Raw genomic sequence first — 21,095 nt, forward strand, 5'->3', positions numbered from 1 at the left:
GGCCATGGACATCACTCTCCTGCAGCCCGAGGGGCTCGTGAAGAGCCCTGCTTTCAGCCATGTCGCCATCGTCCCGGCCGGAGCGACCACGATCTATGTGGGTGGTCAGAACGGGGTGGATGAGAGCGGCCGCGTCGTCTCGGATGATGCCGCAGAACAGGCACTCCGCGCCGTGGAGAACGCCAGAGTCGCCTTGGAGGCGGCCGGAGTCGGACTGGGCGACGTGGTCCAGTGGACCGTCCTGATCCAGGCCGACGCCGATCTGCACGCCGCGTATGGCGCGATCGCCCCGCTGCTCGCCCGGGAGGGCGCTCCTCCCCTGGTCACGGCGGCTCTGGTCGCGGGGCTGGGCGTGCCGGGATCACTCATCGAGGTCAGCGCGGTGGCCGCCGTCCTGCGCTGACCACGGCCGCTCCGCGCCGTGGTCCTGGTGGGCGAGCTCAGCGGTTCGGCACGCCCTGGGTGAAGCGCGGGCCGGTGCCATCCGGGTTCTCCCAGAGCACGGACACATCGAGGGGCAGCGGAACGCTGAACGGTGTGCCGAAGTCCCGGTGGTAGCCGGCGTCGTCACTGAGGACGACGACGGCGTCTCGGTTCAGTTCCGAGATCACCACGGCGATGGGTTCCGGATGGTCCTGCACCGCGAAGCTCCACCGCCGGGCCAGGTAGGACAGGCCCAGCTCAGCCAGCCGCTCCTCGGCCTCGAGGTACTCGGCCGGCGCGCCGTGCGGCCGGCCCAGCAGGTCGTAGGGCTGGAACTCCTCCCCCACCATGTCCAGGTAGCCGACGGTCTCGCCGTCGTCTGGCCGGGTGGCGAGGAACCAGCTTTCAGGGATCATCCCGACATCATGCCACAGCAACGACCAGACCGCGTGACCGCGTCATGACATCCAGCTGCGATAAGGTCCGGAGGGCCGGGGGACCGGCTTTCCGACGGGCCTGATGACGAGGTGGAAAACATGATTCTGGGAGACATCCAGATCCTCCCGCTCCTGGACGGGACGGGAACCGAGAAGGCGGGAGAGATCCTGAGCAGACCGGGCGTCCCGGACGCGTGGGCCTGCCATCCCGAGCATTTCGGCGAGGACGGGCACTGGGAGATCCCGCTGGGCGGCTTCCTGGTACGCACCGGGGACCGGACGGTCCTGGTGGACACGGGCGTCGGCGCGTTCGACGACGGCAAGTACCGCGGCGGTGGGCTGCCGGAAGCGCTACGGGCGGCGGGTTCGACGCCCGAGGAGGTGACCGACGTCGTCTTCACGCATTTGCATTTCGATCACATCGGCTGGGCGAGCCTTCGGGGCGAGGCGGTGTTTCCTCGGGCCACGTACCGGGTGCATCAGGCGGATTGGGAGCACTTCGTGAGCGGGCCACAGGCTTCGGCGGATGCGGTGGAGAAGCTGCTGCCCGTGCAGGACCGCTTCGAGCCGTTCGCCAGGGACTTCACCCTGGCAGCGGGCATCGACGCGGTGCACGTGCCCGGTCATACGCCTGGTTCCACCGTGTATGTGGTGTCCTCCCAGGGGCTGAAGGCCACCCTACTCGGGGACGTCGCCCATTCCGAGGTGCAGCTGGGTGAGCGGGACTGGCAAGTGGTGTGGGACCACGATCCGGAGGCCGCCTCTGCCCTGCGCAACCGCATCGCGGACGGGGCCGCCGACACGCCGGAGCTGCTCGCCGCCGCGCATTTCCCGGGTATGCGGTTCGGGCGTGTGATCACCTCCCGCGGGCGCCGGGAGTTCCTGCCCCTCTGACGGCAGCACTCTGGAGAGACGACTAGGGCCGCCACGGAAATCCGTGGCGGCCCTAGTCGTTCACGTAATCAGAAGGTCACGCGGGAGGCAATCAGTTGCCGGTCAGCTTCTCGCGCAGAGCGGCGAGAGCCTCGTCGGAAGCCAGGGTGCCGGACTCGGCGGCCGGGGCCTCAGAGGAGTAGCTGGTCGGAGCGGCGTCTGCAGAGCCCGCGGTGGCGGCAGCAGCGTCGTCGGCCAGGTGCTGAGCAACCTGCTTCTTGTGAGCTTCCCAACGGGCCTGGGCGTCAGCGTACTGCTGCTCCCATGCGGCGCGCTGGGTCTCGAAGCCCTCGAGCCACTCGTTGGACTCCGGGTCGAAGCCCTCCGGGTACTTGTAGTTGCCCTCTTCGTCGTACTCGGCGGCCATGCCGTACAGCGCCGGGTCGAACTCGGTGCCTTCCGGATCCACGCCCTCGTTTGCCTGCTTGAGGGAGAGGGAGATACGGCGACGCTCGAGATCGATGTCGATGACCTTGACGAACAGCTCGTCGCCCACGGACACGACCTGCTCGGCGAGGTCCACGTGGCGGACGGCCAGCTCGGAGATGTGCACCAGGCCCTCGATGCCGTCTTCGACGCGAACGAACGCACCGAACGGAACCAGCTTGGTGACCTTACCCGGAACGACCTGGCCCAGCGCGTGAGTGCGGGCGAAGGTCTGCCACGGATCTTCCTGGGTGGCCTTCAGCGACAGGGAGACACGCTCGCGGTCCAGCTCGACGAGCAGAACCTCGACGGTGACCTCCTGGCCGACCTCGACGACCTCGGACGGGTGGTCGATGTGCTTCCAGGACAGCTCGGAGACGTGCACGAGGCCGTCGACGCCACCCAGGTCCACGAAGGCACCGAAGTTGACGATGGAGGACACGACGCCCGTACGGACCTGGCCCTTCTCGAGCTTGTTGAGGAAGGTGGAGCGGACCTCGGACTGGGTCTGCTCGAGCCAGGCACGGCGGGACAGGACCACGTTGTTGCGGTTCTTGTCGAGCTCGATGATCTTGGCTTCGATCTGCTGACCGATGTACGGAGCCAGGTCGCGGACGCGACGCATCTCCACGAGCGATGCCGGGAGGAAGCCACGGAGGCCGATGTCCAGGATGAGACCACCCTTGACCACCTCGATGACGGTACCGGTGACGACACCGTCCTCTTCCTTGATCTTCTCGATGTCGCCCCAGGCACGCTCGTACTGAGCACGCTTCTTGGAGAGGATGAGGCGGCCTTCCTTGTCCTCCTTGGTGAGAACGAGGGCTTCGACCTCATCGCCAACAGCGACGACGTCACCGGGGTCGACGTCGTGCTTGATGGAGAGTTCGCGGGAGGGGATGACACCTTCGGTCTTGTATCCGATGTCAAGAAGGACCTCATCGCGGTCGACCTTGACGACAATGCCTTCGACGAGATCGCCATCGTTGAAGTACTTGATGGTGGCGTCGACGGCGGCGAGGAAATCCTCTTCGGACCCGATGTCGTTCACTGCGACGACGGGGGTACCGGACTTCTCGGTAGAGGTGATGGTCATGTAGTAGGGGCTCCGATGTGGATAGTTAGTCGGTCAGGCAGATCCGCCACGCTCAGGGCGCGGACAACAAGGGACCATCCTGATGTGTTGGATTGATTCGCGCGTACGCGTAACGCACGCCCCTCTAGTTTACCGCCCCGCGGCAACGCCGGTCAAAGCCGCTTTTCCGAGACCGAACACCGCGCTCAGATGGTCGAAACGGAGGCCGCGGCCGATCATGCCCGGAAGCCCCGCCACATACCCCTCACCCGTCCCCGAGGAGGGCTGGTTGAAGTGGGAGATCACCACGTCGCCGGCCTTCACGCCATCCAGCTGGCCGGCGACCATCTCCGGGGTGAACGTGGCGCCGCCGTCCGCGTTCACGGAGAAATTGGCGGGCAGGAGGCCGCAGCGCCGCACCATGGCTGCCGCGATCTCGTCATAGTGGGCGGTGCCCGGGCGGAAGGACAGGGGTGCGCGCCCGGTCAGCGCGGACAGGCCCTCCTGATTGCCCATGACCTCGTCGTAGGCCTCCCGCAGACTCGACGTTCCGGGGATCCCGTAGGCGCTCCGGCCGTTCACCGAGAGCGGGCTGTGATGAACGCCGTGATTCGCGATCTCAAAGAGCGGATCGGTGGCGAGCTCCCGCAGCAGCCCGGGGTTCCTGCGGGCCCATCGGAGGTTGATGAACAGGGTGGCCGGCACGTGGTGCCGGCGCAGGGACCGGATGAGCTTGCGGTCGAACCCGGAGCCGCCCGGTCCCCCGCACGCGTCGAAGGTCAGCGCCACCGAACGGCTGCGGCTGCCGGTCGCCACACCGGTGACGTCCAGCCCCCATTGCGTGGGTATCTTTCCGCGGAACTCCGCGAGGATCTCCCGCCGGCTCAGCGCGGGCGGAGTGGCCGGACGAGGCGCCGCTCGCACGACGGCGGGCACGCGCGTCGGCGCCGGAACGGCACCGGCCGTGGCGCGCGGCGGCGCTTCGGGGGCATCGCCCTCATCGCAGGCCACCAGGCCCAGTCCGACGGAGGCGGCGATGCCCAGGAAGAGGGCACGACGACCGGGATCCGAAGGCCCGCCCCCGGGCCTCTCCCGGAGATGACGCGGGGAATACACCGCCTCAGTGTAGTCCCCGCGGCGTCTCAGAAGTGCGAGTGGCAGTGCACCGGGCGTTCGGCGGCCAGGAACAGGCCCAGCCGCTCCACCGCGCCGGGCACGTGCTCCTCGATCCGGCCGGCCTCGGCCAGCGTGGCCGTGGGCACTCCGCCCAGGTAGACCGAGCTCAGCTCACTGACGCCGAGCGTGAGCTCCACGGTGGCGTCATCCACGTCGTCGTCGGCCACCTCGGTCACGGTGGCGGTCCCGCCGACCACGACCACGCGGTAAGTGCCGGTGACCAGGTCCAGCGGATCCTCCACACGGAACACCAGACTGCCGTCCATCGGGTAGCGCTTCGCCTCCAGCGCCGCCTTGACGTCCAGGAGGCGCAGCCACAGCATGTCGCGGGGCTCCTTGGCCTCCACGCACCGGGCGTCCTCCAGGGCCCATTCGAGCGGGTCCTGAACCGGCGCGGACTCCATCTCGATCCGCTCCACGAGGTCCAGGCTCGCCAGGAATCCCCACAGGCCCAGATGAGCCTCGGGCGTGGCCGCCACGAAGTCGACGACCGTCATGGTGTAGGGCTCGGTGTTCCAGCCCTTGAAGCGGTAGGAGACATAGCCGTCCGGGATGCCGTCGGCGTCGTAGTGCAGGGCGGCCCGCAGGTCCTTGCTCTCCTCGCCCTTCTCGTCCATGAAGCCGGAGGCCAGCATCGGATAGAAGCGCGCCCGGCCAAGCGAACCCGGCGTCAGGACGTGGAAACGGTCGAAGATGCCTTCGGCGAGTTCCAGCAGATTACGCGGATCGGTCAGCTCCACCCGGCCGGCCGGGGCCTTGCGCAGGCGGAAGCGGGATGTGACGTCCACCGTGAGGGAGCGTTCGTAGGTGGCCACGCCGAACCCGAAACGGCCGTAGATGCCGCCCTCGGAGGCGTTGAGCGCCGCGATCGCGAGCCCGTTCTCCTGGGCGCGCCGCAGATCCTCCGTCATGATCCGGGTCAGCAGGCCCTTGCGGCGATGCGTGGGCCGGACCGTGACCGCGGTGATGAGGTGCGCGGGGATCTCCTGCCCGCGTCCGACGTTGAGGTTCTTGGTCAGGGTCCCGAAGGTGGCCACGGGCGCTTCGAGCGGAAGTCCGTACTCCGGGGTGGCCGCCTGGTAGACGCCGGTGAGGACCCGGTTGTCGTGGCGGGCGTTGCGCAGGATCTTGGCGATCAGGTCGTCGCCCGGCATCGAGTCGTGGAATCCCAGCTTGACGGCCCTGCACCACTCGGCGAAGCGGGAGATCTGGTCTTCTGGAAGGGTTGCGGTGTCAAAGGTCTGGACAGTGTATTCCCCGGTCAACTGCGTCATGACTCGAGCCTATCCCGGACTCCCGGTGATTTCGAGGGGTCCTGAAAGCAGTGTTTGACATGAGGGGGCACCGGTTCGGCCGGCCGCGGTTCAGCCTCCCAGCAGGTCGTCCAGGCCGGCACGTGTCAGTGGGGTCTCCTGGGAGTAGCGCGCCACGACGGCGCCCATGACGTCCTCGACCCGTAGGGCCGGAGACAGATCCTGGACACTCCCGGCGGTCGCGGGGCTCCAGTCCAGGCCGAGGGCGGCGTAGGAGTCCGTCAGGACCTCCCGCAAGGGAGCGGAGTCCTCCACCACGATCACCGAGCTGAACAGCCAGGCGCCGGAGACCACCCGCTGAGCCGTGCCGATGAGTTTGACCTGATGCGAGGGGAACACCGGGTCGTCGCCGTGCACGCTGAACTCTCCGGGGCAGTACTCCCCCGGGATCTCCCCGACCGCGGCCAGCACGCCCAGGGAGCGGAGCGCCTCAGCCAGCAGGTCCCCGTAATGCGAGAACCGGGCTTTCGCTCCGGCGATCGCGTCCGCACGAGGTTCGATGTGGTCCACCACGAGGCATCCACGGTGATACGCCGCGGCCCGGCCGCCGGCCTTGCGGATGAGCGGCTCGAAGCCTCGGTCGCGGCACGCCTGCGCCGCGGCGTCGAATCCCGGCAGCTTCGCGTCGCGCTGTCCGAAGGCGACGGTCGGCCCGGGCCGGTACAGCCGCAGCGTGGGCCCGATCAGCCCGTCCTGGGCGCGGCGAAGCAGTCGGAGCGCCACATCGAGGTCCTCCGCCGGTCCCAGGGAACGTTCCTGATGCACCACCGTCAGTGGCGCGGCGGCGGCCGCGTGCCGCCCGGTCATCCGATGGCCCGGATGGTGAGGATCTGCTCAGCCCGTCCGAACGGGCCGTGGATGTCGTGGAGCACGGTGGAGGTGAGTCCGATCCCGTCCGTGCCGAAGGACACCGAGTTGTCCAGCCCCAGCCACGTGCCGGAGGGCCGCCGGTACATGTGGATCTGCAGGTCGGTGTTCGGCCACGCGTAGCCCCCGGGACCCGGCTTCTCCCGGGCCGCGATGCCGTTGGTGGTGTCCACGAGCCCCATGAGCCGCACCCACTCGGGAGTCTCTTCACCGGCGACGAGCGGGTGATGCGTGGAGACCCAGACACATCCGTTGCCGCGCCGGTGATGGCGGGCCACCCGCACGTCGATCGAAGCGATGTAGCCGCCGGGCCAGAGCGTCGCCACGTCGAACGGCTCGCAGTCCTCCAGCGAGGGCATGGGCTCATCCTCGACGGCGGCGATGGACGAGGTGTCGGTCGTGACCAGACGCCATGCCGACGCGCGGATGGCGACGCGCTCGACGCCCTTCGCGTCGGGGGCGAGCAGCTCCGCCTGGACCAGCTCGATGGTCTTGCCCGGCCGGACCGTCTCACACCGGATCGAGAACTCCCCTCCCGGGATGAGCCCCAGTATCTCGAAGGACAGACGGGCCGTCCGCAGCTCGGACCGGGGCGCGTGTTCCGCCAGTTCCCGGACCATGAGACCGCTCGCCGGGGCCATGTGCTGCTCGTGGGGGTTCCAGGCGCCCTGCGCGTGGATCGTCGACTGGTATCGGCCGTTGCCGAGGGAGACGTAGTAGGAATCCCCTCCGGCCAGTTCGGGCAGGTTCACACCGGGTCCTTCCTCGCTGGAGCCCAGCGCGTGGGGGTGGGCTCACCGAGGCGGTCAGGGCTTGACGTCGGCATCCACCGGGGTGACGGCCGGGCGCAGGCTGCGTCGCCGTCGTCGTACAAGTACCAACGCTACAACGGCCAGGACCACGAGCGCCGCTGCGACCCAGGCCCACGGCGACCCGGCCATCAGGCCCAGCCAGGTGTCGATCAGCGCGAGGATGGCCGTGGCGTAGAGGAGGGCCCAGATGATGGAACCCAGCGTGACGGCGGGAAGGTAGCGCTTGAGCGGCATCCGCCCGGCGCCGGCCGTGAAGTTCACCGCGGTCTGGATGCCGATGGTGAGGAAGGAGACGACGACGGCGCCCGGCCCCCATTTCGCGATCCAGCGTTTGGCGGTGCCCGCCTCGGACCCGCTCAGGCGGGCGGCGAGCCGGGTCTTCTCCAGCCCGTTGACCGCCCCGCGACCGATCCAATAGGTCGCGTTGGCGCGGCACATGACGATCACGAACAGCACCGGGAACGCCACGTGGAACGGGAGATTGAGGAGGAAGTCCATCTCTTCCAGTGTGACGCATCGGGCCAGCCGGACATGGTGACGGAACGTCAGCAAAGACGTCCGGAACTCAGTCCGGAACTCAGCCGAGCAGGAAGGCTTTCAGATGCGGGGACAGCACCGCCGGGTCCGAATTGTGGGTCTGGCCGGGGACGGACAGCGCCCTGGCCCCGGGGACCGCGGCGGCGACGGCCTCGGCGGATGTCTCGGCCCATTGCGGGCTGTCCCCCCCGTACAGCGAGAGCAGCGGGGCCTCGATGCGGCCCAGCGCCTCGACGGGGACGGAGCTGTCCCCCACGATCTGCAGGTCGTAGGTGACGGTATGGCCGAGCGCCTCGAGCCCGGCCCAGAACGGCATCTGGCGCATGGCGGGGTCCCAGGGAGCGCCGACGTGCCGGATGAAGTTCTCCACCGCATCCCCGGGACGTCCCGCGGCGGCGAGATCGCGCTGCTGCTCGGCGAAGGCCCGCCAGTCCTCGGGCTGCTCCGTGAGGAACGGAGGTTCGTAGGTGACCACCCGGTGGGCCGGAAGGCCGGCGGCCACCGCGGCCAGACCCAGAATGGCGCCGGAGGAATGACCGTAGACGGAGACGGGTTCGTCGAACTCCGCCGCGACCGCCTTCAGATCCTCGATCTCGCGTTCCACGGACCAGGGCCGGGTGTCGCCGGACTCTCCGCGTCCGCGCCGGTCGTAGCGGACCACGGTGAACGCGTCCTCCAGCAGCGGCACGTAGCCGCCGGCGGAGTTCCTGTCGTTCAGCGCCCCGCCCACCAGGATGAGCGGCGGTCCGCTCCCCTGGGCTTCGTAGGCGATCCGGGTGCCGTCTGCCGAGGTCACGAAGGAGGTCATGTGACTTGTCTACCCGCATTGGAGCCGGATGTCACCCCGGGTCGTCCCGCTCCCCCCTCGTCCGCGGGAAGAAAGGCGCACCCCGTACTGTTGTGGGGAACAGACCCACAGACACAGACCCCGAGAGGAACCCGTGGACTTCACCCCCGAATCCGGCAGCATCACCATGTTCTCCACCGAATGGTGCGGCTACTGCAAGCGCCTGAAGAAGCAGCTCGACGCCCAGGGCATCGGCTACCAGGAGATCAATATCGAGGAGGTCCCGGGCACGGCGGAACTGGTCGAGCAGCTCAACAGCGGCAACCGGACCGTCCCCACCGTCCTCTTCCCGGACGGCTCCGCCGCGACGAACCCCAGCGCGGCCGAGGTGAAGGAACGCCTCGGCGTCTGAGACCGAGCATCTCTGACTGCCACACGACGACGGCGGCCGGGCACCTGAGGTGCCTGGCCGCCGTCGTGCTGTCAGAGGCCTCCAAGAAAGCTCCTCTAGACTCCCGCCATGCGCTCCGAACCACCGAACCACTCCGAGCCCGGCCGTTCCGCGCAGGATCATTTCCGGCCGACCGCGCGCACCGGGCGGATCGAAGCCCAGCGGGGCCTGCCGTCCGACGAACCCGGCGCCTACGGTTACGCCGCAGCGCCGGAACCACACGGGACCTGGCCGGAACAGGCCGCGCCGGCCCGTGGCCGTCGCCCCCGCCGCGAGAAGCGGTCACGCGGAGCCGTTCCGGTTCCCGGCCCCCTGCCACTTTCCCGACCGCCCGGCCGGGATCAGCCGGGCTCACCGACGCCGGGAACGCCAGCCCGACCACGTCGCCGCAAGGTCCTCAAACGCGTCACGGTGGGAATGGCCGTGCTGCTCGTGGTGCAGTTCCTCTCGGTGCTGAGCTACAACTGGTTCACGCCCCCGCGCACCTCCTACATGTTCCAGAGCGGCGAGCCGATCGTGTACCAGTACGTCTCGATCGATCACATCAGCCGTTTCACTCTGGCAGCGACGATCGCCCACGAGGACCAGCAGCTGGGCACCCGCGTGGGGGCGTTCACGTGGGAGGAACTGACCCAGCGGGCCGAGGCCTGGCAGAAGGGTGAGAAGGACCCCAGCGGCTCCACGATCCCTCAGCAATTGGTGAAGAACATCTACCTCTGGCCGAGCCAGGATCCCCTGCGCAAAAGCCTCGAAGCGGGCCTTGCCACCGAGCTCAGTCTCACGGTCCCGTCCAAGCGCGTCCTGGAGCTGTACCTGAACTACGCGCAGTTCGCACCCAAGCTGTATGGGATCTGCGCCGCGAGCTGGTATTACTTCAACACCCCGCCGTGGGCGATGACCGAGCATCAGGCCGGTCAGCTCATGGGTGTCCTGCCTCTGCCGGAGCGGGTCCGCAGGGCTCCCCAGGGTGGCATCGACCTCGGTCCCAGCGCCGACCCCCTGGCCTGGGATCTCATCAACGGCGCAGCCAATGTGTGGGTGCCGCGCCAGATCGAGGGCATGGGCGGGTGGCAAGCGGTCGTCTCGACGGTCGGGATCACCGACATGGCCAGCGACCACGCGGCGGACCGGACCTCAGGAGACTCCTGCTCCACCATGCCGGCATCGGTGACCAAGCGGATCGCCGAGGACGCCGCCGGGCGGTGATTCCGGGTCTGAGTCCGTCAGTCAGCGGGTCCCGTCAGTCAGATGGGCCTGACAGGGAATCCCGCCCCGGACGCGGCGCCCGGAGCGAGATGAGGATCGCCGCGAGCGGGCCGAGGACCGGGAACATCAGCACCGCGAGAGCCAGCACCAGCCGGTACGCCGGAGTGAGCGGCTTCCGCACCAGGAGCAGCACCCACGCGACGATCGCCAGCACCACGATGAGGGCGCCGACGATCACCGCTCCCAGCTCCCAGCCGGTGGGGATCAGCGGATTGGGTGACTCGGTCATGGGCCTGCCTTCTGTCGGGATGCGAGGAACTCCTTCAGCCTAGCCGGGAGTGCGCTCTCAGCGGCCGGCGGCCCGCGTTCACCGCGCCGCGATCCGGAACGACGGCCGGTGGCCGCGCAGCCGCACCTGGAGACGCAGCTTGCCCTGCCGGGCCAGGATCACCGACACGACCGCCGCAGCCACGGCCGGCACCACCCCGGAGACGAACAACGAGACGTGGGGCCCGAGATGCTCCGCGAGTGAGCCCATCAGCGGGCCGCCGAGGGCCTGCCCGCCCATGAGCACCACCAGGTACAGGCTCATGACCCGCCCCCGGATGGCGGTGTTGGAGCTCGTCTGCACCAGCTGATTGGCCGCGGTCAGGAACAGCAGCGAACAGAATCCGGAGCAGACCATCATGACGCAGAAGGCCACGAGCCCGGGCGCCAGCGATGCCACGCACAGCATCGCCCCATAGGCCCCGGCAGCGAACACCGCGGTCCGGATCTGGAGCCGTCGGCGGCGCGTCGACGTAATGGCGCCCACGAGCGCGCCCAGCGCCAGCATCGCGTTCAGCAGACCGTAGCCTCCCGCGCCGACGTCGTACACGCGGTCCGCGAAGGCCGCGAGCTGAACCGGCAGGCTCAGAGCGAAGAGCGACACGAACGCCGCCATGAGCCACGGCCAGCGGATGGTCGGTTTGCGGAAGGCGTACCGGACAGCCTCCCGCACCATGCCCTTCTGGCGCGGCGCCGGGGCGCTGAGGTGCAAGCGGTCCCGGTTGATGGCGGTCAGGCTCGCCACCGTGCAGCAGCAGGCCAGAGCATTCAGCGCGAAGGCCCAGCCGGCGCCGACCGCATTGAGCAGCACGCCTGCCAGAAAAGGGCCGATCAGACCACCGAGCTGGAACACGGTGGAGTTCACACTGATGGCGTTGCGCAGGTGCCGGGGTCCCACGAGTTCGTTGACGAACACCTGCCGCGCAGGCTGGTCGAGCACCGTGACGAGTCCCAGGATCAGGGCGATCACGTAGCAGTGCCAGACTTCGATCCGGCCGCTCAGGGCGAGGACGGCGAGGATCGCAGCCAGCAGCGCCGCCGCGCTCTGCGTCGCCAGAAGGATCCTCCGCTTCGGCAGGCGGTCCGTGAGCGCGCCGCCCCACGGCCCCAGCACGAGCGACGGGAGGAACTGCAATGCCGCGGTGATGCCCACCGCGGTGACGGATCCGGACAGCTGGAGCACCAGCCAGTCCTGGGCGATGCGCTGCATCCACACCGCGACGACGGCCACGAAATGGCCCGCGGTGAAGATCCGGAAGTTTGGGACGGACAGCGAGTTGAAGGTCTGCCGCCACGGCAGTTTCTCGGCGATGACGGTGAGGGGCTGGGTTGCGGGGCTGGCTGCGGGCGACACTGCGGCCGGTGGGGGCGTCACGGAAGTCCTCGGTTCAGGTTCTCGGGGTGTGAGTCCACCGTAGGCTTGCGGTATTTCATTGCAGAAGGGAATTATGGCTATAAGTGCCATTGCGTATCGCAATGACTGCGGATGCCCGTGATCCCGGGTTTTCGGCACCACTGACCCGCTCCGAGGAAGGGCCTCCCATGTTCGATCCTGTTCACCTGAGATCCTTCCTGGCGGTGGCCGAGACGCTCAACTTCACCAAGGCCGCGGAACGGCTCGGCCTGGCCCAGCCCACCGTGAGCCAGCACGTCCAGAAGCTCGAGGCCGCCGCGAAGCGATCCTTGATCGCCCGGGACACGCGGGAGGTGCGGCTGACCGACAACGGGGACGCGATGGCGGGGTTCGCGCGGAGCATCCTCGCCGAGCAGGACGCCGCAGCCCGGTACTTCGCCGGCTCCGCCATGCGGGGGCGGCTGCGTTTCGGCGCCGCCGATGATCTGGCGAACACGAGCCTGCCGAAGATCCTCCGCGAATTCCGGCAGCTGTATCCGGAGATCAATCTGGAACTCACGGTCGGCCAGAGCGATCAGCTGCACCGTCGCCTGAAGGCCGGCCAGCTGGACCTGGTGTTCGTCAAGTGGGTCGCGGGAACGGCCGAGGGCGAAGTGGCCCGCCACGACACCTTCGCGTGGGTCGGGCTGGAGCAGACGGCACTCCCCCGGGACGCGCCAGTTCCTCTGGTGGCCTATCCGGCCCCGAGTCTGAGCCGCCGCCTCGCCATCGACGCCCTGGAGGCGCAGGGACGGCGCTGGAAGGTCACGTGCTCCACCCGGCAGATCGCGGGAGTGCTGGCGGCGGTCCGGGCCGGGCTCGGCGTCGCGGTCATGCCGTCCACACTGATCCCCGAGGATCTGACCGTGATCACGCGGCGCTTCGATCTCCCGCCCGTCGGCGACGTCGACTTCACCCTGATCCGTAATCCCCTGGCCAACGCCGAGGTGAGCGACGCCCTGATCCGGGCGATCGTGGGGCGCGGGCTCAAGTGGTGACGGGTCCCGGTCGGGGTCGCGTCAGTACCCGGAGCGTCTCAGTACCAGTTGTTCGAGACTTCGTGGGCCCAGGCGCCACAGGGTGAGGCGTAGCGGTCCCGGATGTAGCCGAGTCCCCATTCGATCTGCGTGCGGTAATTGGTGAGCCAATCGGGACCGGCGCTGGCGTACTTGCCGGCAGGCAGGGCCTGGGCGATGCCGTACGCGCCGGAGGACGCGTTGGTCGCCGTCGTGAGCCAGCTCGACTCCTGCGTCCACAGCAACTGGAGGCACTGGAACTGATCCTGTCCCCAGCCGTAGTACCCCAGACGCCCCGCGGCATAGGACTGGGCGCCGACGGGATCATTGACCGCTCCCCCGCTGTCCGGAGGGACGACGACGGGCGGCTGCGGCGCCGGATCGGGTGTACTCGGCGCCGGGTCGCTCCCGGAACCGGCTTGCTGTGCGTTGGCTGCGGCCTGTTCCCGCTCACGTTCCTGTTCCGCAGCCGCAGCGGCTGCGGCAGCCTGCTGCCGGGCCCGTTCTTCGGCGGCGGCCCGCTTGGCGGCCTGCGCCGCCTCATACGCCGCCAGGGCCTCCTGCCCCTGCTGATAGCGGGCCTCGACGGACGCCGTGGTGCCTTTCAGCGAGGCGAGCTGAGCGGTGAGTTCCTGGCCGTGCTGCTTCTGCTGAGCGAGCTGTGTGTCCATGGCGGCCTTCGCGGCCTGCGCTGTGTCGAGTTTCAGTTTCGCGTCGTCCGCGAGACGCTGCCGCTCCGCCTCGGCGCTCTGCTCCTGAGCAGTGAGCGACTGCACCGTGTTCTGCGCGGCGGAGGACTTCGCGAGGAGTGCGGAGGCCCGGCCCGTCACCACTTCCAGGACGCTGAGTCCTTGCAGCCGGTCCGGCTGAACGGACTGCAGATCCGGGATGCCCGGGAGGTCCAGGCTGCCGTTCTTGTACGCCTGGACGGCCAGCGCACCGTACTCCTTGCGGTACCGGGTGGCCTCCGTGGTGGCCTGACGCAGCTGTGCTGACAGCCCGTCCACCTTCGCCTTGGCGAGATTCAAGGCAGCGTCAGCCACGGCGTAGTCGCCGGACGCGACGACGGCGGCGCTGCCGCGCTTCTCCGCTTCGTTCTGCAGCTGCCCCAGCAGGCCGTTGATGCGGGTGATCTCGGCGGCCTTCGAACCTTCGCTCTGTTTCGCTTTCTGGACGTCGCTCCAGGAGGGGTACCCGCTCGGCGGGGTGTCGTCGTCGGCCACCGCGCCGGGCAGGAGGCCAGAGCTGAGCAGAGTCAGAGTGAGTGCTGCGGCGAGCATCGGGGCTGAGACACGGCGGACAAGGCTCGACATACTGCCAGAGATTACCGCTCCGCCGGCGGGATTCCGCGGAGCCGGCCGCCCCCGGGGCCGGATTCACAGGGTAATCGCAGAATCCGAGCGCGGCCCCGTTTTTCAGATCTCGTTCTCAGATCTCGCCGATCAGCGTCTGCAGGAAGTCCTCCCCGACCACGGGGATCCCGTAGGCCCGTGCCCTGCGGGCCTTCGTGGACAGGCTGTCCGGATCGGCCGCGATCACCAGCGTCACGGCACGGGTCACCGCGGGATGGACCGGATATCCGGCCGCTCCCAACCGCTCAGTGATCTCATGCCGGGGCCGCCGCATCTGCCCTGTCAGCACGAGCTTCTGACCGGGCCTCACGGTCGAAGCGAATTCGGACCGCGGCGTCACAGGGGCGGCCGCGGGAGCCGGCTCCCGGAGCAGCGCGTCGACGTGCTCCTCGGCCACTCCGAGCCGGGCGGCTTCCCGATACAGCCCGGCCACGCTCTCCGGGGAAAGCATCCCGTCGGTCCAGGCAGACGCCAGTTGCAGCCGGAGCCGCGCCAGAGGGCCGCTGCTGTAGCGGGGCAGGCCCGGATGCCCGGCGTGGGACGACACGGACCAGACGGCGGCGGCCGCCCGACTCAGGGCCGCAGCCCAGGCCGGGTGTTCCGGCGCCATGCTCAGATAGGCACTCAGAACGTGCGCCGTCGCCTCGGCGTCGGCTCCGGCCGTGTGCGCGTCCTCCAGGACGAGCCCGAAGGCGTTGCAGCAGTCCTGAAGCGACCGGCCCGCCCCGGGCAGAAAGGTCCGGGCCAGGCGCATGGTGCACAGCACGTCGTCGACGGCCACGGGGAACTCGTGACCCGCACGGAGGAATTCCGCGGTCAGGAACCGGTGATCGAAGGACGCGTTGTGGGCGACGAAGGCCCGTCCCTCAAGACGGCGGGCGAGCTCCGGCACGATGTCCGCGAACAGCGGGGCGTCACGGATCTGCTCCGCACGGATCCCGTGAATGCGCTGCGGGCCGAGGTCCCGGCGGGGGTTCACGAGGCTCTCCCAGCGGTCGCCGACCGTGCCGTCCGGGTCGACGTGGACCACGCCGACCTCCGCCACGCGGTCCTTCCCGGCGAACAGACCGGTGGTCTCGACGTCGACCACCGCGAAACCCCTGCTCACGGCTGACACACCCTGGGGCGACCGGGAAGGATTCGCGACGCCGGGATCAGACCGCGGCGGGGAGGTCGGCGTCGCCGGCGAGAGCCTGAAGCAGGGCCTCGCGCTCGCCGACCCCGCCGTTCTGCAGGGCGCGGCCCGCGTCGCTCACGAGCGCCTTCTTGCCGGAGACCTCGAGGAAGCCCAGGGCGCGCAGGCTCAGCCACAGCTCGTTCAGGTGCCCGAGTTCAGCCATGGAGCGGACCACGAGCGGAACGTCGCCGTCCGCATCGGCCAGGGCGGCCAGTTCGTCCTCGGAGAGTCGCTTCTGCGAGCCGACAGCACGCACGCCGACGGCCGCCGCGGCACCTTCGATGTCGGCCAGGCGCAGCGAACCGGTGGCGGTGAGTTCCTTGCCGTCCCCGAGCCACTCCAGGAGAGCGACGGCGTGACGGACGTCGTCAGAGTCGGTATCCACCGCAGCTTCCTCCTGCGCCGCGTCGTCGCCCTCGGCGAGCACGAAGTCCTCCAGCAGAACCTCCAGGTCCTCGGCCGTGCCGGTCCAGCTGCCCGTGGCATCCAGGAAGCCGATGTAGAGCTGGAGGTCGTCCGTCATGACCTGGAAGACGCGGCTCTCCCCCGCCTCGCTCAGCGTCTGGAGCTGGGCCATGGCCTGCAGGAAGGCGTCGGCCTCGAACGCCGTGGCGGACACCGGGGCGCCACTGGCGCCGTAGAGCCACAGGAACTGCTTGACCGACTGGAGCACCTGCAGCGCCTCGGCGCCGGTGTTCCCGTCCGACTGCTCGTACCAGCGCACGAACGCCAGCGCCTGGGTGTCGACAGCACGATCGGCGGTCTTGTACAGGGCTTCGCTCTGCTTGAGAGCGGCCGCCTGCTTCTTGTCCTGACGCGGCTTCTTCCGGTTCCGGCTCATGGTCCTCCGTTGTCGTTCAGCTACTGTCCCCCGGTTCCGGGCACGCGCGAACTCACACGAGCCGTCCGGGGAAGCTTCCATGATAGTGCCCTTCCCGCCCCGGTGCCCCGAGGAACCGCGCTCCATGATGGGAGTGTGCCGCGTGTCACGACGGCGGACGGGTCCGCCGACGTGCCCTTCAGGCCGTCGGCGGCCCGGCCAGATCGGCGAGGGCGAGAAGGGCGCGCTCCGGGTGCTCCGCGATCCTGTTGAGGACGTAGAGCCACCATTCCGGCCCGTAGACGACGTATTCGCGGGTGACGAATCCATCGGAGCGGAGGGAGTCCAGAAGCTCGGTCCCGAGTCCCTGCAGCATCTCGAATTCGAGGTGCTCCTGGTGAAGAGCGTCGCCGTGCCGGTCTCGCAGCTCACCGATGAGGGCGGCGTCGTGGGTGGCGAGGTTGACCCGGTGGCCGGAGGCGATCAGCCGGTCCGCGAGCTGGTGATACGCCACGTTCAGGGGTTCCGAGTCCCGGGCGTGGGCCAGGGACGCCGGCTCGTGGAAGGCGCCTTTGACGAGCCGGACCGGTCCGGGCCTGCTCAGCACGCGTTCCAGGTCATCCGGGGTGCGGTGCAGGCGGGCCTGGAGGGTGACACCGGTCTCCGGGAAATCCCGGGAGAGGCGCTCCCACAGGTCGAGCACCAGATCCGTCCGCCCCAACCCCTCGGCCGAGATCATCACCGAGGTTCCGGCGTCGCGGGCCGCCTGAGCCACCCGGGAGGCGTTGGCGAAGCCCAGCTCGGGTGAGACGAGCGATCCGAGATGAGACAGGTCGAACGAGATGGTCGCCGACGCCTGTCCGGCATCGACCGCCTGTCCGGGATCGACCGTCTGTCCGGCATCGACGCTCCGGATTCCGAGGCGCTGCGCCAGCTCCACGAAGACCTGGGTCTCCCGATCGGCGACCTCCGGATCCCGCACGGATTCGCCGACGCATTCGATGCTTCCCCGATGCCCACGGTGCGCGGCGGCGTCGAGCGCATCCAGCGCGCGGTCCGCATCCGGTCCCGCGGTGTACCGCCGGGCGATCCGCCCCGCAGCGGCGGACAGGGCCGGGTTCGCCATGACGCGGGCTTTCAGATCCTCGTCGAGGGCCCATTGCCGCAGGGTGTCGGAGGCGGTCTGAAGCGTTGCAGAAGAAAGTTCCATCCGGACAGTCTCCGGCGCGCCAGGTTCACCGTCTTGTACGAAGTTGCAGGACAGTGGTGCACCCCCGGACGAGAGTGCACCTCAGGCCTGGTAGGCGCCGGGCGTCGCCGCCACATGGGCGCGGAACACCCGGTGGAAGTGGCTCTGGTCCGCGAACCCGAGGGCGTACGCGGTCTCCGCGGGCGAGTTCCCCGCCCGCAGCAGCTTCCGGGCCTCGATCACTCGGTCGTTCTGACGCCACGCGACGGGAGGCAGCCCCGTGGCCTCCTTCACCGCGCGGATCAGGCGGTACTTGTCCATCCCCAGCAGCCCGGCCAGCTCCTCCAGGCTCGGTGCCGGCCCGTCGCTCCGGAGCCGGTCGAGCACGGGTGCCAGTGGACCCTCCGGACCCGGTCCGGGACTCCGCGCCCCGCGGTAGCCGGGAGTGAGACCTGCGCAGGCGGCCAGAGCCTCGGACATCCTGGCCCGTACCCAGGCCGGCTCCGCTCCGCCGAAGAGTCCGTCGTTGAGCCGGCTGAACTCCCCGTGAAGGCCGGGCTCCCGGAAGACGGCCACCCCGCGGAGCAATTCCCCGGCGTCGTCCTGCTCGTCCGGCAGCAGGTCCGCGATCCAGTCCTGGTCGGCGTGGATCATCTGGTACGTCCAGCGCCCCGCCTCCGGATTGCACGAGTGCACGGAATGCGCGGGGATCAGCAGAACATCGCCGGGTTCAAGCTCGTATCGAGTGTCCCCCGCGCCGGCGAAGACGGCCCTCCCCGCATCGATCAGGCCGATCGAGAACCGGTCGTGGGTGTGGGGCCGGTAGCAGGAGACGGCCTGACAGGAACGCCGGGATTCCAGTTGTGGGATGTCGGGGCTGCGCCAGAATTCGGTCATGTCTCTCCTCCGGGCCGGTGGTCTGCTGACTTAGACCGTACCCCGCCGACATGGACCCGCACCCTGCCGACGATCACGTTCCCTTGCGTGCGAACGCCTTTGTCCGTGTTCCGCCACTCCTCCCGCCGTGCTCATCCCGGCCGGGCCCTTCGTCCCGGCTCCCTATCCGGAACGCCCTTCTTCCGTACCCGCGAGCGATCCACGCTCTGTCTGAGCGCCTCCATGAGGTCGATGACCTCGCCTCCGCCCAGTTGCTCCCGCCCGAAGGGCTCCTCGGCGTCGAGGGAGTTCCCCGCCTTCCGCTTCGACTTGCTGAGGGTGCGCAGCTGTTCCCGGTACTCGTCGTGGAATGCCGCCGGGTCGTAGTCCTCCGAGAAGCTCTCCACCAGTGCGGCGGACAGCTGCATCTCCTTGGCGCCGATGCGTGTTTTCTCCTCCAGGGCCGGGAAGTCCGGCTCGCGGACCTCGTCCGGCAACAGGGGTCTGCACGAGCAGCGGGTGGCCCCTGACGTGGGGAGCAGCGAACCGGGATTTCTGCCGCAGGGCGAAGAGCACGATCGCGGTGAAGCCCTTCTTCATCAGGCCGCTCGTCTGCTCATCGTCCCCGTGCGCCTTGTCGATGTCCTCGTACTCGAGCACCTTGCCGCACACTTCGCAGCGGCGCTGGTAGCGGATGCGGCCGCCGTCGGCGTCGTGCACGTGATGCAGGTCGAGTCCTGAGGGCACAGAGGTATCCGGACGGGAGCGGTCCGGAGTGCCGCGCGTGACAGCCGAGGCACGCGGCAGTACTGGGGCGCAGCAGAAAGGTCCACGCATCAGAACTAGGCACGGGTCAGAACACGGCCCAGGTCGGAACACGGCGCGCGCAGATCCGACGGCGAGAGTCCGACGACGCCGGCCGCCGAACCAAACAGGCAACAGGCAGGCCTGAATCCGATGCCGAAAGATTGCGTGCTCGGAACACAACCCTCCTCGTCAGAACGGTGGCGGGTCCAGGTCTCGCGACGGCGGAGTCATCGTCCGCGTCGCCGGGACCGGCGGGTCGTCCCGGTGAATGCGGCCCGTGGGGCTGGTCCATTCGAGGAATCCTCTGCCCATTTGGCGCACCGTCCAGCGGGAGTGATGTTTCAGCACGTGGTGTCTGCGGCAGAGTCCAGCCAGATTGCCGGCCGCCGTGGCGCCTCCGAGCGCTGCGTCCTCCGTATGGTCGAGGTCCAGCTCGGGAGCCCGGATGCCGCAGCCAGGGAACCGGCATCGACTGTCCCGGGAGGAAAGGTGCCTGCGAAGGTCGGCATTCGGACGGTATCGGTCGACGGCCAGTACTGCCCCGGACAGCGGATCGGTCAGGACCCGGTTCCAGCTGCTTTCCGCTCCTGCGAGCCGACGCGCGGTGTCAGGATCGAGAGAGAACTGGCCGTTGAGTTCTGGGACCGGACCCTGATGCCGGCCGATGCCGTGGTTCCGGACCGAACTGTCACGTTCAGTGCCAAGCTCGCCGCGTCTCGTTCCCCGCCGCCCAGGATCCCCCTGCGGCGCGCCGGGCTCATCCGACGATCGGAGCAGCACTTCCACCGGGATCGTCACGTCGACGCGGGCACGGATCGCCGCGAGCTGGCCGTCCGGATCGTCCACACCTCGGGGCGCACCTGTCAGCAGGAGGTCCGCCAGAAGGTCGGCCCGGAGCTGGTCCAGGGTGCGCACCTCGCCACAGCTGTCGCCACGGTCGTTGTCAGCGCGACTCCTGGTCTCGTCCTTCAGGCCTCGAGCCATCTCCGTCAGACGGCCATGAATACCGTGAGCCACCGCAGCCGGGAGGACCGCGGTCAGCTCCGCCATGCCGTCAGGAAGTGGCGACACCCAGACCCGTCGTTCGGCTCGGGCACGCTCGAAACGGCGGCCGATGGCCTCTGGCCGGACCCTCTCGGCTTCCCGCACCGCGAACCGCCTCAGCCGTTGCGGCGCCGAGTTCTCGGCGTGGGCGACCACGCGGGCCTCGTATCCTGTGCGGACGCTGTCATCGTCCAGATCAGCAGCAGCGTCGCGGATGATCCGGGTCTGGGCCAGGCTGATCCGCCCCTCGCTCAGCGCCTGCAGCGTCGAGGGGAACCGCACCACGAGATCCACGGCGTCGGCCATCTGCCGCTGAATGGTCCGGTCGCTCGTGCGGGTCGCCGTCCCGATCTCCGCAGCCACGGAGCGTTCCGCGAGCTCAGCCGCCCGTGAGTCAGCCTGGACGGCGTCGGCGCCGGTGGGCACGCCGTCGTCGTTCAGGAGGGAGGGCACCAGAGCAAGGGCAAGAGCGAGCAGCATCTCGCGGCTCGCCTGCATCTGGGCGATGAGCCGATCCGCCGCGACAATGGCCTCAGTCAGCGCACCGAGCGCGTCCGAGGGATCCATCGCGGCCACCGAGGCCGGGGATCCGAGAGACTGTGCGCTGCCTTCCATGACCCCATTCTTCGCCCGGGGTCTGACATTAATTCC

Annotated in this window: 23 protein-coding genes; 6 read left to right on the plus strand and 17 right to left on the minus strand. The window is 69.0% G+C overall.

The annotated features are described in order from the left end of the window. Window positions 1-4: 4 nt before the first annotated feature. A complete protein-coding gene (locus AB4Y75_RS14450; RefSeq protein WP_441436573.1) occupies window positions 5-403 on the plus strand; it encodes a RidA family protein in 399 nt (132 codons plus the stop codon). A gap of 37 nt (window positions 404-440) precedes the next feature. Here the strand turns inward: AB4Y75_RS14450 and AB4Y75_RS14455 are convergent, their stop codons facing one another. Further along, complete coding sequence (locus tag AB4Y75_RS14455; RefSeq protein WP_441436574.1) at window positions 441-839, minus strand: hypothetical protein; 399 nt, start codon at window positions 837-839, stop codon at window positions 441-443. 120 nt (window positions 840-959) lie between these two features. Here AB4Y75_RS14455 and AB4Y75_RS14460 point away from each other — a divergent pair, with 120 nt between their 5' ends. Next, window positions 960-1,754 carry an MBL fold metallo-hydrolase gene (locus AB4Y75_RS14460; RefSeq protein WP_441436575.1) on the plus strand — a complete coding sequence of 265 codons (795 nt, stop codon included), beginning with the start codon at window positions 960-962 and terminating at the stop codon, window positions 1,752-1,754. A gap of 91 nt (window positions 1,755-1,845) precedes the next feature. Here the strand turns inward: AB4Y75_RS14460 and rpsA are convergent, their stop codons facing one another. The 7 genes from rpsA to AB4Y75_RS14495 all read right to left on the minus strand — a co-directional run bounded on the left by rpsA (window position 1,846) and on the right by AB4Y75_RS14495 (window position 8,807). Further along, window positions 1,846-3,315: a 30S ribosomal protein S1 gene (rpsA, locus tag AB4Y75_RS14465; RefSeq protein WP_441436576.1), complete on the minus strand. Its 1,470-nt coding sequence runs from the start codon at window positions 3,313-3,315 to the stop codon at window positions 1,846-1,848. Window positions 3,316-3,444: 129 nt separating this feature from the next. Continuing rightward, window positions 3,445-4,410 (minus strand): polysaccharide deacetylase family protein, encoded by a 966-nt coding sequence (locus tag AB4Y75_RS14470; protein ID WP_441436577.1) that lies wholly within the window; start codon window positions 4,408-4,410, stop codon window positions 3,445-3,447. Between the two features lie 26 nt (window positions 4,411-4,436). Beyond that, window positions 4,437-5,744, minus strand: a complete 1,308-nt coding sequence (locus AB4Y75_RS14475; protein WP_441436578.1) for a GNAT family N-acetyltransferase — start codon at window positions 5,742-5,744, stop codon at window positions 4,437-4,439. A gap of 90 nt (window positions 5,745-5,834) precedes the next feature. Next, complete coding sequence (locus AB4Y75_RS14480; RefSeq protein WP_441436579.1) at window positions 5,835-6,590, minus strand: lipoate--protein ligase family protein; 756 nt, start codon at window positions 6,588-6,590, stop codon at window positions 5,835-5,837. Further along, entirely contained in the window at window positions 6,587-7,402 is an 816-nt protein-coding gene (locus AB4Y75_RS14485; RefSeq protein ID WP_441436580.1) for a thioesterase family protein, read from the minus strand. The genes AB4Y75_RS14480 and AB4Y75_RS14485 overlap by 4 nt, the downstream gene beginning before the upstream one ends. A 54-nt stretch (window positions 7,403-7,456) precedes the next feature. Next, on the minus strand, window positions 7,457-7,960 hold the full coding sequence (locus AB4Y75_RS14490) for a DedA family protein (protein ID WP_441436581.1): 504 nt from the start codon (window positions 7,958-7,960) through the stop codon (window positions 7,457-7,459). A 79-nt stretch (window positions 7,961-8,039) separates the two neighbouring features. Beyond that, complete coding sequence (locus AB4Y75_RS14495) at window positions 8,040-8,807, minus strand: alpha/beta fold hydrolase (protein ID WP_441436582.1); 768 nt, start codon at window positions 8,805-8,807, stop codon at window positions 8,040-8,042. 133 nt (window positions 8,808-8,940) lie between these two features. Between AB4Y75_RS14495 and AB4Y75_RS14500 the strand changes: the two genes are divergently transcribed. Both AB4Y75_RS14500 and AB4Y75_RS14505 read left to right on the plus strand, forming a co-directional pair. After that, window positions 8,941-9,198: a mycoredoxin gene (locus AB4Y75_RS14500; protein WP_066212886.1), complete on the plus strand. Its 258-nt coding sequence runs from the start codon at window positions 8,941-8,943 to the stop codon at window positions 9,196-9,198. Between the two features lie 108 nt (window positions 9,199-9,306). After that, the gene (locus tag AB4Y75_RS14505; RefSeq protein WP_441436583.1) at window positions 9,307-10,443 is read left to right on the plus strand and encodes a transglycosylase domain-containing protein; all 1,137 of its coding nucleotides are present in this window, start codon (window positions 9,307-9,309) and stop codon (window positions 10,441-10,443) included. 34 nt (window positions 10,444-10,477) lie between these two features. On the opposite strand, the gene AB4Y75_RS14510 is transcribed toward AB4Y75_RS14505, so the two are convergent. Both AB4Y75_RS14510 and AB4Y75_RS14515 read right to left on the minus strand, forming a co-directional pair. Then, the gene (locus AB4Y75_RS14510; protein ID WP_441436584.1) at window positions 10,478-10,732 is read right to left on the minus strand and encodes a hypothetical protein; all 255 of its coding nucleotides are present in this window, start codon (window positions 10,730-10,732) and stop codon (window positions 10,478-10,480) included. A 78-nt stretch (window positions 10,733-10,810) separates the two neighbouring features. Beyond that, entirely contained in the window at window positions 10,811-12,145 is a 1,335-nt protein-coding gene (locus AB4Y75_RS14515; RefSeq protein WP_441436585.1) for an MFS transporter, read from the minus strand. Window positions 12,146-12,312: 167 nt separating this feature from the next. Between AB4Y75_RS14515 and AB4Y75_RS14520 the strand changes: the two genes are divergently transcribed. Continuing rightward, window positions 12,313-13,161 carry a LysR family transcriptional regulator gene (locus AB4Y75_RS14520; RefSeq protein ID WP_441436586.1) on the plus strand — a complete coding sequence of 283 codons (849 nt, stop codon included), beginning with the start codon at window positions 12,313-12,315 and terminating at the stop codon, window positions 13,159-13,161. 38 nt (window positions 13,162-13,199) lie between these two features. On the opposite strand, the gene AB4Y75_RS14525 is transcribed toward AB4Y75_RS14520, so the two are convergent. The 6 genes from AB4Y75_RS14525 to AB4Y75_RS14550 all read right to left on the minus strand — a co-directional run bounded on the left by AB4Y75_RS14525 (window position 13,200) and on the right by AB4Y75_RS14550 (window position 19,090). After that, window positions 13,200-14,492: a lytic transglycosylase domain-containing protein gene (locus tag AB4Y75_RS14525; protein ID WP_441436587.1), complete on the minus strand. Its 1,293-nt coding sequence runs from the start codon at window positions 14,490-14,492 to the stop codon at window positions 13,200-13,202. Between the two features lie 115 nt (window positions 14,493-14,607). Continuing rightward, window positions 14,608-15,639: an exonuclease domain-containing protein gene (locus AB4Y75_RS14530; RefSeq protein WP_441436588.1), complete on the minus strand. Its 1,032-nt coding sequence runs from the start codon at window positions 15,637-15,639 to the stop codon at window positions 14,608-14,610. A 46-nt stretch (window positions 15,640-15,685) separates the two neighbouring features. Next, entirely contained in the window at window positions 15,686-16,549 is an 864-nt protein-coding gene (locus AB4Y75_RS14535) for a hypothetical protein (RefSeq protein ID WP_441436589.1), read from the minus strand. A 178-nt stretch (window positions 16,550-16,727) separates the two neighbouring features. Then, window positions 16,728-17,738 (minus strand): proline dehydrogenase family protein, encoded by a 1,011-nt coding sequence (locus AB4Y75_RS14540; protein ID WP_441436590.1) that lies wholly within the window; start codon window positions 17,736-17,738, stop codon window positions 16,728-16,730. A gap of 81 nt (window positions 17,739-17,819) precedes the next feature. Further along, a complete protein-coding gene (locus AB4Y75_RS14545; protein ID WP_441436591.1) occupies window positions 17,820-18,614 on the minus strand; it encodes a helix-turn-helix domain-containing protein in 795 nt (264 codons plus the stop codon). Between the two features lie 131 nt (window positions 18,615-18,745). Then, window positions 18,746-19,090, minus strand: coding sequence for a hypothetical protein (locus tag AB4Y75_RS14550; RefSeq protein WP_441436592.1), 345 nt, complete (start codon window positions 19,088-19,090; stop codon window positions 18,746-18,748). A gap of 34 nt (window positions 19,091-19,124) precedes the next feature. Between AB4Y75_RS14550 and AB4Y75_RS14555 the strand changes: the two genes are divergently transcribed. Then, window positions 19,125-19,334, plus strand: coding sequence for a hypothetical protein (locus AB4Y75_RS14555; protein ID WP_441436593.1), 210 nt, complete (start codon window positions 19,125-19,127; stop codon window positions 19,332-19,334). Window positions 19,335-19,589: 255 nt separating this feature from the next. Here AB4Y75_RS14555 and AB4Y75_RS14560 read toward each other — a convergent pair whose 3' ends face one another. Next, entirely contained in the window at window positions 19,590-21,059 is a 1,470-nt protein-coding gene (locus tag AB4Y75_RS14560; protein WP_441436594.1) for a DUF222 domain-containing protein, read from the minus strand. Between the last annotated feature and the right edge of the window lie 36 nt (window positions 21,060-21,095).

This window comes from Arthrobacter sp. RAF14 (assembly GCF_052114185.1).
Classification (GTDB): Bacteria; Actinomycetota; Actinomycetes; order Actinomycetales; family Micrococcaceae; genus Arthrobacter_E.

Coding starts and splice junctions, on each gene's coding strand:
- AB4Y75_RS14450 (WP_441436573.1), top strand. CDS start 5: ATGGACATCACTCTCCTGCAGCCCGAGGGGCTCGTGAAGAGCCCTGCT.
- AB4Y75_RS14455 (WP_441436574.1), bottom strand. CDS start 839: ATGATCCCTGAAAGCTGGTTCCTCGCCACCCGGCCAGACGACGGCGAG.
- AB4Y75_RS14460 (WP_441436575.1), top strand. CDS start 960: ATGATTCTGGGAGACATCCAGATCCTCCCGCTCCTGGACGGGACGGGA.
- rpsA (WP_441436576.1), bottom strand. CDS start 3,315: ATGACCATCACCTCTACCGAGAAGTCCGGTACCCCCGTCGTCGCAGTG.
- AB4Y75_RS14475 (WP_441436578.1), bottom strand. CDS start 5,744: ATGACGCAGTTGACCGGGGAATACACTGTCCAGACCTTTGACACCGCA.
- AB4Y75_RS14480 (WP_441436579.1), bottom strand. CDS start 6,590: ATGACCGGGCGGCACGCGGCCGCCGCCGCGCCACTGACGGTGGTGCAT.
- AB4Y75_RS14490 (WP_441436581.1), bottom strand. CDS start 7,960: ATGGACTTCCTCCTCAATCTCCCGTTCCACGTGGCGTTCCCGGTGCTG.
- AB4Y75_RS14495 (WP_441436582.1), bottom strand. CDS start 8,807: ATGACCTCCTTCGTGACCTCGGCAGACGGCACCCGGATCGCCTACGAA.
- AB4Y75_RS14505 (WP_441436583.1), top strand. CDS start 9,307: ATGCGCTCCGAACCACCGAACCACTCCGAGCCCGGCCGTTCCGCGCAG.
- AB4Y75_RS14510 (WP_441436584.1), bottom strand. CDS start 10,732: ATGACCGAGTCACCCAATCCGCTGATCCCCACCGGCTGGGAGCTGGGA.
- AB4Y75_RS14520 (WP_441436586.1), top strand. CDS start 12,313: ATGTTCGATCCTGTTCACCTGAGATCCTTCCTGGCGGTGGCCGAGACG.
- AB4Y75_RS14525 (WP_441436587.1), bottom strand. CDS start 14,492: ATGTCGAGCCTTGTCCGCCGTGTCTCAGCCCCGATGCTCGCCGCAGCA.
- AB4Y75_RS14535 (WP_441436589.1), bottom strand. CDS start 16,549: ATGAGCCGGAACCGGAAGAAGCCGCGTCAGGACAAGAAGCAGGCGGCC.
- AB4Y75_RS14540 (WP_441436590.1), bottom strand. CDS start 17,738: ATGGAACTTTCTTCTGCAACGCTTCAGACCGCCTCCGACACCCTGCGG.
- AB4Y75_RS14545 (WP_441436591.1), bottom strand. CDS start 18,614: ATGACCGAATTCTGGCGCAGCCCCGACATCCCACAACTGGAATCCCGG.
- AB4Y75_RS14560 (WP_441436594.1), bottom strand. CDS start 21,059: ATGGAAGGCAGCGCACAGTCTCTCGGATCCCCGGCCTCGGTGGCCGCG.